Annotated in this window: 10 protein-coding genes and 1 tRNA gene; 3 read left to right on the forward strand and 8 right to left on the reverse strand. The window is 48.5% G+C overall.

What is annotated here, in order from left to right; translation table 11 throughout:
• Positions 1-6: 6 nt before the first annotated feature.
• Both P1P86_07120 and P1P86_07125 read right to left on the reverse strand, forming a co-directional pair.
• Complete coding sequence (locus tag P1P86_07120; protein MDF1574949.1) at positions 7-705, reverse strand: response regulator transcription factor; 699 nt, start codon at positions 703-705, stop codon at positions 7-9.
• Positions 702-2330 (reverse strand): HAMP domain-containing sensor histidine kinase, encoded by a 1629-nt coding sequence (locus P1P86_07125; GenBank protein ID MDF1574950.1) that lies wholly within the window; start codon positions 2328-2330, stop codon positions 702-704. The genes P1P86_07120 and P1P86_07125 overlap by 4 nt, the downstream gene beginning before the upstream one ends.
• A gap of 231 nt (positions 2331-2561) precedes the next feature.
• On the opposite strand from P1P86_07125, the gene P1P86_07130 reads away from it, so the two are divergent.
• Complete coding sequence (locus P1P86_07130; GenBank protein ID MDF1574951.1) at positions 2562-3797, forward strand: J domain-containing protein; 1236 nt, start codon at positions 2562-2564, stop codon at positions 3795-3797.
• Here the strand turns inward: P1P86_07130 and P1P86_07135 are convergent, their stop codons facing one another.
• From P1P86_07135 to P1P86_07150, 4 genes are read right to left on the reverse strand one after another with little or no spacing between them, the layout of a single operon-like run.
• Positions 3798-4223 (reverse strand): IPExxxVDY family protein, encoded by a 426-nt coding sequence (locus tag P1P86_07135; GenBank protein MDF1574952.1) that lies wholly within the window; start codon positions 4221-4223, stop codon positions 3798-3800.
• Complete coding sequence (gene rnc / locus P1P86_07140) at positions 4223-4918, reverse strand: ribonuclease III (GenBank protein MDF1574953.1); 696 nt, start codon at positions 4916-4918, stop codon at positions 4223-4225. Before rnc ends, P1P86_07135 begins: the two co-directional genes overlap by 1 nt.
• 4 nt (positions 4919-4922) lie before the next feature.
• Entirely contained in the window at positions 4923-6170 is a 1248-nt protein-coding gene (gene fabF / locus P1P86_07145; GenBank protein ID MDF1574954.1) for a beta-ketoacyl-ACP synthase II, read from the reverse strand.
• 30 nt (positions 6171-6200) lie between these two features.
• Positions 6201-6437, reverse strand: a complete 237-nt coding sequence (locus tag P1P86_07150; GenBank protein ID MDF1574955.1) for an acyl carrier protein — start codon at positions 6435-6437, stop codon at positions 6201-6203.
• An 80-nt stretch (positions 6438-6517) separates the two neighbouring features.
• On the opposite strand from P1P86_07150, the gene P1P86_07155 reads away from it, so the two are divergent.
• On the forward strand, positions 6518-7087 hold the full coding sequence (locus tag P1P86_07155; protein ID MDF1574956.1) for a phosphoribosylglycinamide formyltransferase: 570 nt from the start codon (positions 6518-6520) through the stop codon (positions 7085-7087).
• On the opposite strand, the gene P1P86_07160 is transcribed toward P1P86_07155, so the two are convergent.
• Positions 7073-8350, reverse strand: a complete 1278-nt coding sequence (locus tag P1P86_07160; GenBank protein ID MDF1574957.1) for a M23 family metallopeptidase — start codon at positions 8348-8350, stop codon at positions 7073-7075. The genes P1P86_07155 and P1P86_07160 overlap by 15 nt on opposite strands.
• Entirely contained in the window at positions 8347-11004 is a 2658-nt protein-coding gene (leuS, locus tag P1P86_07165) for a leucine--tRNA ligase (protein MDF1574958.1), read from the reverse strand. The genes P1P86_07160 and leuS overlap by 4 nt, the downstream gene beginning before the upstream one ends.
• Positions 11005-11066: 62 nt before the next feature.
• Here leuS and P1P86_07170 point away from each other — a divergent pair.
• Positions 11067-11139, forward strand: a tRNA-Arg gene (locus P1P86_07170).
• Positions 11140-11248 lie beyond the last annotated feature (109 nt).

Genomic DNA, 11248 nt, shown 5'->3' on the forward strand with positions numbered 1-11248 from the left:
TCCGGATTACCTTTCGTCCAGCACCAGTTTATACCCTTTCCCGTGAACATTAATGATCTGTACCCCGGAATCCGCTTTGAGATACTTCCGAAGCTTGGTGATATATACATCCATGCTTCTGGCATTGAAGTAGTTATCGTCAATCCAGATGGCCTTCAAGGCAAAATTCCGTTCCAGAACCTGATTGATGTTATTGCAGAGCAGTTTTAAAAGTTCAGACTCCTTGGTGGTCAGTTTCTGTTCGATACCGTTACCGCTGAGCATTTGTTTGTTCACATCGAAAGTAAAGGACCCAATTTCCCAGCTCTCTTTTTCTGCGCCCCGGCTTCCCTTGGTCCGGCGGAGGATGGCTTCAATTCTGAAGAGCAGCTCCTCCATACTGAATGGTTTGGTCATGTAGTCGTCGGCACCCAGGGAAAAGCCTTCCAGAACATCTTCCTTCATGGATTTGGCAGTCAGAAATATAATGGGGATGCTGCTGTTAAGCATCCTTATTTCAGAGGCCAGGGTAAAACCATCTTTGACAGGCATCATCACATCCAGGAGGCACAGGTCGTAATGGAATTGTTCAAAGTGTCTGAATGCCTTCTCCCCATTGCTTACCCAGTCAGTTTCATAATTCTTTGCCTGAAGATATTCCTGGAGCAGGGAGCCCAGGTTTTCGTCATCTTCTGCCAGTAATATGCGGTGCTTTATCTCCTTCATTGCTCCTTCTGTTGTATTTGCTCCTCCAAAGGTAATTGAATATCAAACCTGGAGCCCTTATCGGGTTCGCTTTTTATTTTAATGGTTCCACCATGTTGCTCCACAATCAGTTTTACATAACTGAGTCCCAGTCCGAATCCCTTCACATTATGGACGTTCCCGGTGGGAACCCGGTAAAATTTATCGAAGATTCGTTTTTGGTCCTCTTTACTGATTCCTATACCGTTATCGGCCACGGAGACTATCACGGAACTATTTATATTGGCGGTGGAGATGGTAATTTCGGGTTTTCGGTTTGTATATTTTATGGCATTTTCCAGCAGGTTGGATACCACATTGGTGAGATGTACCAAATCGCCGGTAACGACCGCCTGATCGGCTTCGGGAATGAACGCCAGTTTTCCTCCCCGCTTATCCATCTGGAGCAGAAAGTTTTGAGCGACGGTCTCGATAATATCATGCATGTCAACGGGTTCATTCTTCAGCTTCAGTTCACCATGGTCGAATATGGCCATCTGGAGTACCCTCTCTACCTGGTAACCCAGCTGCTTGCTTTCTGTCTGAATGATCCGCGATATCTGGCCCAGGTTTTTCTGCTCCTCGGGGATCGACCGGTCGTTGAGCATCTGAGAGGCCAGGCTGATTGTTGAGATGGGTGTTTTTAATTCATGGGTCATGTTGTTGACAAAGTCGTTTTTCATCTCCGAAAGACGCTTTTGCTTAAACATGATATAGAGCGTCAGACTAAACATGACGATAATAAACAGGGTGATTATCAGGGAAGAACCACCCATGATTCCCATGGATTTGCGAAGCAGCTCCTTTTCCTGGGGAAAATAAACACTGATATAGGTGGAACGGTTAAACACACTGCTGGGAAACAGGGGTCTTCGGAAATACCGGACCTGCTCATATTCATTGAAATTTTCCGAACTAAAATAGGGAGGGTGTCCCTGTTCGTAAACGGCGTATTCGAAAGGGATCCCAACACCACGGGCGCTTAGTTTTTCTGAGAGTGATGCCTCGATCATGGCCCCGGAGATATTTTCCAGTACTTCACCCTCGTCCATCAGCATCTTCTTGATAATTTGATCCACGAAAAACTCTTGTTTCTCAATCTGTCTTCTCAGTTCTCTCCGGACCATTTCTGGATTCATGGCAGAAACAAGGATGGTATCCTGCAGCGAAGGATCCTCACCCAAAACCACCAGAAGCGAATCGTTGATCATGGCTACTTTCTGGTTTATGAGTGTCTGGTCAGGCGCCGTATAGGTAAAAGTTGCGGTCTCTTCGTAGCTGATCTCCCCGATTTCTTCTGTTTCCAGGTCAGTATTTTCACTTCCTCTGGTCCGGTCATAGGAGCTGCGGGTATCAATATGGAAATTCCAGACTGCCTGGCTTTGATACTGAAGCACGGGGGGACGGATTTCATCGAGAATCGAAATCACGGTTTCGTTCTGAACCAGCTCGTCCGATATATCAGATAATACACCTATTACGGCCAGACCAAGCTGATGTTCCTCGGCGTCCAGATAACGTCTGATCCAGTATACCTGCACAAGAATCATAGCCACCATGGCGACGGCGAGAAAGAGGGAAACAATCCAGAGTATGGTTCGGCTCATGACTCAAAGATAGTAGTCCTCACCGGTTCATCCAGAGTGTTTTAACAATCTTTAACTTCCTTTAAAGCAATCTAACGATATTCTGAAATAAATTTGTTCCAGACAATAAGATGCTTTAGCAGGCAAATTGGTTTAGTTTTAGGGTTTATTGGTGTACAGCTGCCCGCCCTCCCGGCGGGCAGTTTTTTGTTGCTTAGCCCGGAATGAATAACTTGCAGAAAAGTATCCCCTTTGGCTCAGCTTAAGCACTATAGTATACTGGGACTGGCTCCCGGAGCTACGAAGAAAGAGATCAAGAGTGCCTACCGGAAACTGGCATTCAAATACCACCCGGACCGGAACCAGTCGGCCGGAGCCGCCAGGAAATTCCAGGAAATTACCGAAGCTTATAACTCCTTATTTGAGCATCCTGACAGGGAAGCGGAAAGGGCCTCCTCCTATGAAGAACGGGTTGCAGACGAACTTCGAAGAAAGGAGCGTGAAAGAATGCAGCAGCGGGCCCGGGCCCAGAGAGAGAAAAAGCAGCAGCAGGACGACTATTTCAAGCGACCGGAGTGGCACGATCCCATTCTGCTAATGAGATATGCAGGAAATGGCATCCTTCTTCTTTTTGCAATTGCCGCCATCGTTGCACCCCTGCTTATAGCCGTTTTCGGGGATCCGGCAAGCCTGGCAGGCACCTTTGTTTTTCTAGTGATGGGGGTGTTTCTCCTGGTCCACATCTACCAGAACAGAAAGTCCTGGTTCCGGCTGGGAAAACTGAACACCTCCCTGAATGACCTCTACGGATTTTTCAGACTTTTACCAGGAGAACCGGGTAAAGACAAGTGCTGCTATTGCCGCAGTACCATGGCCGACGGCAAGCCTTACAAAATTGAGTTAATTAATACCATCGATATTGAGGTTCGTTCATTCGGGGCCCTGAACCACGTGGCCGCATACAAAAATAAGGTCAGACGGGTGGTGGTTCCCCGCAGTGCCAGGGCCCTGTATTATCACCGGATGGTCTCTCTGGTCAAAGCGCTGATCATCCTGATTTTCCTGCTCTTTTTTCCTGTGACGAGCATTTTGTGGCGTTTTATTGCCGGATTGCTTGCCGCGGGGATATTTGCCACAGTGATACTGAAGCTGGCAAAAGTCCGCTCCAAGGTCTCTTACCTGCTCACACCTGGGCTGATGATAAAGACAGGCATCTGGATCCTCGCTCTTGCTTTGATAAGCAGCACAGGGCCAGGATTTGATATCCAGGTATCGGGTTATGTGTATCTGGTGGTGGCCGGCCTTCTGTTTTTGCTGGATATGGTATTTGATCTGTTGATGGGCTTCCTGCCTGTCTACCGGAAGCTTTTCAGACCTGTGATACCACAGGGAACCATACTGGACGGTCTCTACCGGGAAGGGTATCAGAATTACCAGGAACTGCCGGTCTATTCGGTGATATATCCATTAATCAGATGGCTGTTCTGACTACCATAGAAACAGCCTATCTTTGTTTTTGATCCTGCCCAGGTCAGTAGGCACACACATTCTTACCGGCTCCAGGGCTCCGAGGGCTTGCATAAACCCGCTGATCCTCAAGGTATTGATTTCTCCCTGGATATGAATCAGATAGTCGATGTTCTTTAATTCGTCCAGGTAGTATCCATTTTCGGTCCGGTTTTTAATGATGCGGTAGGTGATCATGGCATTGTCTTCGTGGAAGGCGAACAGGGAAAAAACCTGTTCCTGTTTCAGTCTGGGATGAAAAAGCTGGAGATCTTCCTGCTTCTCGAAATTCATCTCCAGGGACCGGTTTATCATCCAGCACAGCTTATAGTCAGTTTCATCTGTAACCACCCCCAGCAGGCAAAAATCCTCCTCGATGGACAGTCCCAGTTTATGTTTTTTTACCATCACAATAAGGTGTGAATGCTTTTCAGGGCTATTTTTGAGGCCTGCTGTTCGGCCTCCTTCTTAGAGTCGCCTCTACCGGTTCCCTTCTCCTCTGCATTGATATGGACAGTAGAAACAAAAGAGGGTGATTTCCTCCCGTCTATATGTTCCTCTTTGCTGTCAAAGATTATTTCCATCCTGTTTTTCTGGCTCCATTCGATAATCCTGCTTTTATAGTCAGGATCTTTCTTCACCAGCTGTACCAGGTCGATATGCCGCTTCATAATCTTCCTTTCGAAGAATTTCCTGGCAGCCCGGTAACCCCTGTCCAGGTAAATGGCCCCAATGATCGCTTCAAGAGCATTCCCGTAGGTATGTTTTGATTTGCTTCCTGTGTTAACTCCGGGGTTGATCATTGCGGGTATTCCGATCTTAATGGCCAGGTAATCCAGGTTTTTACGCTTGACGATACGGGCACGGAGTTTAGTCATAAATCCCTCGTCACCCTGTGGAAAGCGCTGAAACAGGTGATCGGCCACGATGGCATCCAGCACTGCATCGCCCAGGTATTCCAGACGTTCATTATTGAGATGATTTCCGGAGGGATTCTTTTGAAGGGCCGACCTGGGTATGAGGGCCAGTTTGTACAGAGATATATGGCGAGGCAGGAAGCCAAGCAAACGAACCAGATCCAAATAGAATCTTCGGTTCTTCAATGTCTTAATCCTTAAATTTCCTGAAAATGGCGGAAGTGTTGTGTCCTCCAAAACCAAAGGTATTGCTCAGGCCCACATTTACATCACGTTTCTGTGCCTTATTGGCTGTCAGGTTTAATTTGGGATCAATTTCCGGGTCCAGATCCTTCAGATTGATGGTCGGAGGGATAATCCCATGGACGATCGACTTGATCACTGCAATGGATTCGATGGCTCCTGCAGCGCCAAGCAGGTGACCGGTCATGGATTTGGTTGCACTGATATTGAGTTTATAGGCATGTTCCCCGAAAACTTTCTTGATGGCCTTGATCTCGGATAAGTCTCCCAGGGGGGTGGCCGTTCCATGCACATTGATATAGTCCACCTCTTCGGGGGCTATTTTGGCATCACGCAGGGCATTGGTCATTACCAGCCGGGCACCCTCTCCTTCGGGATGCGGGGCCGTCAGGTGGTAGGCGTCGGCCGACAATCCGCCACCGATAAGTTCGGCATATATCCTCACCCCTCTTTTCCGGGCGTGTTCCAGCTCTTCAATGATGATTCCGGCTCCGCCTTCACCAATTACAAAACCATCCCTGTTAGCATCGAAAGGTCTGGATGCAGTTTTGTAATTTTCATTGTCGGTGGACATGGCTTGCATGGAATTGAATCCGCCAACACCAGCTTCACTTATTGAGGCTTCTGATCCTCCTGTGATAAATAGGTCCGCCATATCCAGACGGATCAGGTTAAAGGCATCAATGATGGCGTTGGTGGATGATGCACATGCCGAGACAGTGGCATAGTTAGGCCCCCTGTAGCCATATTTCATGGACAGATGTCCGGCGGCTATATCCGAGATCATCTTTGGAATAAAGAAGGGGCTAAACCTGGGAGTTCTCCCGCCTTCCAGGAAGCCCTCGATCTCTTTGGCAAAGGTATCTATTCCACCGATTCCGGATGCCCAGATAACCCCGGCCCGGTCCTTATCATGAGTGGCGGTATCAAGACCGGCATCCAGATAGGCTTCATGGGCAGCAATCAGAGCAAACTGGGCGTAGGGGTCCAGCTTACGGATCTCTTTTCGGTCAAAATAGTCCTGTGGATTATAATTCTTAACCTCACAGGCGAATTTGGTCTTAAACTTCTCGGTATTGAAATGAGTAATCCAGTCGCTTCCGCTTACACCATCAACAAGTGCGTTCCAGAAGTCCTGAATATTATTACCCAGGGGGGTAATCGCCCCCAGTCCTGTAACAACAACCCTTCTCATACCAAAAAGTTTTGGAACTAAAATCTAGCCTTACTCAGCGTTATCTTCAATATATTTGATGGCGTCACCAACTGTGGAGATGTTTTCAGCCTGATCGTCGGGAATACCCATATTGAATTCCTTTTCAAATTCCATGATCAGCTCAACGGTGTCAAGAGAATCAGCACCCAGGTCGTTAGTGAAACTGGCCTCAGAAGTTACTTCATTCTCATCAACACCTAATTTGTCCACGATGATTGCTTTTACTCTTGATGCAATGTCAGACATGACTATAAATTTTTAATTAATAATAATAGTTATTTTTAACGCTGCAAAGAAATGCAAAATTCGACTATTTTCAAAAAAAAATGAAGAACATAGCCATATTTGCCTCCGGATCAGGGACAAACGCTGAGAATTTGATACGTTTTTTTCGAACGAGCCCCTTTGGCAAGGTGCAGATTGTCCTCACGAACCGTCCGGATGCAGGGGTTGTCAGGCGCGCCCAATCACTTGATACTGAAGTGTATGTGTTTAGCAGGGATCAGTTTTACGGCTCAGATTATGTGCTTGATCGACTTGTCGAACGGAGCATTGATTTTATTGTATTAGCCGGTTTTCTCTGGCTGGTTCCGGGCAATATACTGAAATCATTTGAGAATAAGGTAGTTAACATACACCCCGCACTGCTTCCGAAATATGGCGGGAAGGGGATGTACGGCGATCATGTACATCAGGCGGTGATCGCAGCAGGGGATCAGGAATCGGGTATAAGCATCCATTATGTGAACCGTGATTATGACGAAGGAGATATTATTTTTCAGGCCCGTTGTAAGGTTGATTCGGGTGATACACCGGCCGGGCTTGCGGCAAAGATTCATGAGCTGGAGTATGCACATTTCCCGGCTGTCGTTGAAGGCTTGCTAAAGGAGCTTTAAAAGGCTCATGGTAAAGGTCCGGGCCAGTCCATAGGCCTCCCTGTTCTCTTCATGGATGGGTTCCACCGGAGGGGCCTCCACAGTCAGAGGATTTACTGCACTGCCATTCCTGTAGAACCGGAAATCGAGATGAGGACCGGTGGCCAGTCCGCTGCTACCCACATAACCAATGATATCCCCCTGCTTGACATAAACACCCTGCCTGATTCCCTTACCGAAGCCCCGAAGGTGCATGTAGGTGGTGGAATATACACTATTGTGTTTGATCCTCACATAATTTCCACCCCCCCCTTGCTGATAACCGACTTTTGTTACCGTTCCGTCCCCAACCGTAAGCACCGGAGTGCCCGAGGGAGCTGCATAATCCACCCCGTGATGAGGACGCCTGATCTTAAGAACCGGATGATACCTGGAATGGGAAAACCCCGAACTGATCCGGGAAAACCTGAGTGGCGCCTTCAGAAAGGCTTTCCGAAGACTGTTGCCCTCCTCATCGAAGAAACTCCGGACACTATCCTGCACAAAAGGAATCGCCCAGAAATCGGTCTGATTATGATAGAACCAGGCTCCCGTAATCTTATGAATACCTATGGAGAGGGAGTCCACGTAAGACTCTTCGTAAACCACCTTGTACCTGTCCCCCTTTTGTATACCGAAAAAGTCGATGGTCCAGGCAAATATCTCACTTAATTCGATGGCCAGCATTGGATTGAGATTGTTTTCCTGCATGGCCTCCCAGAGAGATGTCTCTATGGTTCCGGAGGCTGACTGCAGCCTGGTGTTGACTGCTTTTTGTCCGTTTCTTGCCCAAATAGTGTCGGGATCGATGGATATAACTACATAATGGAGGAGGTTCTTTTCATAAATAAACACGGTTTCAGCATACCGGGATGGCTCCTGAAGGCTATCGAGGCGGGTACAGAAAAGATAGCGGTTACCGGATTTTATTCTTCGCTCGTTGATCAGGGAGTCCGGAAGAAGGGAAATGCGGTGGATCTCCTGCATGGTCAGCCCCAGGGGCGAGAGGAGATCAGAAAGCGTCTGATTGCGCAGCACCCTGCCTTCCTCCACCTGATAGTGCTTCAGGGGAATCCCGTAGAGATCTAACGACAGGTCCGGGGGATCCTGCTCTGAGCTTTGGTTCTCAGCAGGGGGCTCCGGCTGGCTGGCAGCCTGATGACAGGCTGTCAGCACCAGAGATGCTCCAAGGATTCCGGCAAGAATCAAAAAACCACCTGTCTGGATTCTCCGGCGCTTTTTCATACAACGATATTAATGATCTTTTCAGGAACATGGATAAACCGTTTGGGACCCTTCCCTGCGGTCCACTTCAATGCAGTTTCATGTGCCAGGACCTTTGCCTGAATCTCCTCAGCAGACAGGTTCAGCGAAAGCAGTATTTTGAACCTGAGCTTGCCGTTGATCATTACCGGGTATTCGTGCGAATCTTCCTGAAGCAATGATTCATCATAAGGGGGCCAGGAGGATTCAGCGATGGATCCGTTGTTTCCAAGAAGGTTCCATATTTCCTCGGACAGATGGGGGGCAAAGGGACTCAGCACCCGGATAAAAGTTTCTGCTGTCTGGCGGCAAACCATCCCCTTTTTTATGGCCAGATTGGTAAAGATCATCATCTGGGAGATGGCGGTGTTGAAGTGAAGTGCCTCCACATCGCCTCCCACCTTCCTGATGGTAGCGTGCAAGGATTTCAGTATTTCCGGATCCTCCTCTTTCTGATGGTAATGCTTCGGGTCGGCGAAAAACTTATAGACCCGGTTCAGGAAATTATAAACCCCCTTAACCCCATTTTCGACCCAGGGTTTTACCGCATCGAGCGGACCCAGGAACATTTCGTAAAGGCGAAGCGCATCGGCTCCGTAAGTGGATACCACATCATCCGGATTTACTACATTTTTCAGGGATTTGGACATCTTGGCCACAATCTGTTTTAGCTGATCTCCGGTTTCCCTGTGGAAATACTGTCCATCCTTTTCTTCCACCAGATCGCTTGCCACCTTGGCTCCGGAGGTCGTTTCATAAGCGAACGCGAGGATCATTCCCTGGTTAAAAAGCTTGTGGTAGGGCTCATTGGTAGAAACAATACCCAGATCGTACAGAACTTTATGCCAGAAACGGCTGTAAAGCAGGTGCAATACCGCATGTTCGGCCCCTCCCACATAGAGGTCCACCGGTAACCAGTAGTTCTCTTTGGCCGCGGAAAAGGGCTCAGAATCATTCTTAGGATCCATATATCTGAGATAATACCAACACGATCCGGCCCACTGGGGCATGGTATTGGTTTCGCGCCTGCCCTTCCGGCTTCTGGAGTCAGTTACATGAAGCCACTCGGTAGCATTGGCCAGCGGCGATTCCCCATGACTTCCCGGTTCATATTTTTCCAGTTCGGGGAGCTCCAGCGGAAGTTCTGACTCCTTCAGCAAGGTGATTTCTCCATCCTCCCAGTGGATCACGGGGAAGGGTTCTCCCCAATAACGCTGCCTGCTAAAGAGCCAGTCCCTGATCTTATAATTGACCGCTTCCGTTCCCAGCTTATGCTGCTGTAACCATTCGATGGTTCTGGCAATACCCTCCTCTTTGGAGAGTCCGTTGATATCCAGCCCGGTTTGTTCGGAGGAAGAGTTGACATAATGTCCATCGCCTGTCCAGCAGGCTTTCCCTTGCAATACTTGTTTTCGCAGGGTTTCATCATTTGTATCGGGATCCAGGATGCTGGGGATGGGGAGTGAAAACGTTGTGGCAAATTCGAAGTCGCGGGTGTCGTGGCAGGGAACCGCCATGATGGCACCGGTTCCATAAGCCATCAGTACATAATCGGCCACCCAGATCGGAATCTTTGAATGATTGACGGGATTTATGGCATAACTGCCTGTGAAAACCCCGCTTTTTTCGCGGGACAGGTCCGAACGATCCAGTTCTGACTTCAATCCGGCCTGCGCCACATAGCTTTCCACCTTTTCTGTCTGATTACTGCTTGTAAGCAGCTTTAAAAGCGGATGCTCCGGCGCAAGCACCATGTAGGTGGCGCCAAACAGGGTATCGGGACGGGTGGTAAAAACCCTCAGGACCTCCCTGGTGCCATCTATCCGGAAGTCCACCTCAGCCCCGGTGGAACGTCCGATCCAGTTGCGCTGCATATCCTTCACGCCTTCGGGCCAGTCTACCTCCTCCAGGCCCTCCAGCAGTCTCTCCGCATACAGAGGAATCCTCAGCATCCACTGCTTCAGGTTTTTCCTCTCCACCGGATTCCCACATTTTTCATGATTGCCGTCATTGAGCACTTCTTCATTGGCACATACAATTTTACAGCTGGGGCACCACCATACCCGTGCATCATCATAGTAGGCAAGGCGTTTACTGGCAACAAATTCCTTTTTACTATCCTCCCCGGCTGCTGAAATCTCCTGTGGTATCTCAAGCTCTTCCATGGGGCGTCCTTTCTGCTGTACTTCGTCGAACCAGGTATTATACAGACGGATAAATATCCACTGTGTCCACTTGAAGTAGGAGGGGTCGGTCGTATTGATTTCGCGGTCCCAGTCATAACCCAGCCCCAGCGACTTAATCTGTCTGCGGAAGTTATCGCAGTTGTTCTGGGTGGTCAGCGAAGGATGGGTTCCGGTTTCAATGGCATATTGTTCTGCAGGTAATCCAAATGCATCCCATCCCATGGGGTGAAGGACATTGAAGCCATTCATCCTTTTATAGCGGGCCACAATATCGGTGGCGGTATATCCTTCCGGATGGCCCACATGCAATCCCGATCCCGAAGGATAGGGAAACATATCCAGCACATAAAATTTTTTCGGATTAGAGAAGTCATCCGGGGTTTTGAAGATCTTGTGCTCTTCCCAGTAGTCCTGCCACCGCTTCTCGATTTCTGCAAACTTGTAGTCCATGCTGTCAGCTTCTGATTCAGTGTGCGAAATTATAAAAAACTATTAACTTTGCGCTCCACAAGGGCCTCATAGTTTAACCGGATAGAACGTGGGATTCCGGTTCCCATGGTGGGGGTTCGAGTCCTCCTGAGGTCACAGATTTCTTTGAGACTGTATCAAACGGTACAGTCTCTTTTTTGTTATACCCGCTCGTCGCTTAAAATCTTTACTGCGTAAACATTTGTAGGCTATCTCACGGGTATAA

The sequence above is a fragment of the Bacteroidales bacterium genome, from assembly GCA_029210725.1.
Classification (GTDB): Bacteria; Bacteroidota; Bacteroidia; order Bacteroidales.

Excerpts from the sequence above, each read along its gene's own strand:
- P1P86_07125 (MDF1574950.1), bottom strand. The coding sequence starts at position 2,330 with ATGAGCCGAACCATACTCTGGATTGTTTCCCTCTTTCTCGCCGTCGCC.
- fabF (MDF1574954.1), bottom strand. The coding sequence starts at position 6,170 with ATGAGAAGGGTTGTTGTTACAGGACTGGGGGCGATTACCCCCCTGGGT.
- P1P86_07155 (MDF1574956.1), top strand. The coding sequence starts at position 6,518 with ATGAAGAACATAGCCATATTTGCCTCCGGATCAGGGACAAACGCTGAG.
- P1P86_07150 (MDF1574955.1), bottom strand. The coding sequence starts at position 6,437 with ATGTCTGACATTGCATCAAGAGTAAAAGCAATCATCGTGGACAAATTA.
- P1P86_07160 (MDF1574957.1), bottom strand. The coding sequence starts at position 8,350 with ATGAAAAAGCGCCGGAGAATCCAGACAGGTGGTTTTTTGATTCTTGCC.
- P1P86_07135 (MDF1574952.1), bottom strand. The coding sequence starts at position 4,223 with ATGGTAAAAAAACATAAACTGGGACTGTCCATCGAGGAGGATTTTTGC.
- leuS (MDF1574958.1), bottom strand. The coding sequence starts at position 11,004 with ATGGACTACAAGTTTGCAGAAATCGAGAAGCGGTGGCAGGACTACTGG.
- P1P86_07120 (MDF1574949.1), bottom strand. The coding sequence starts at position 705 with ATGAAGGAGATAAAGCACCGCATATTACTGGCAGAAGATGACGAAAAC.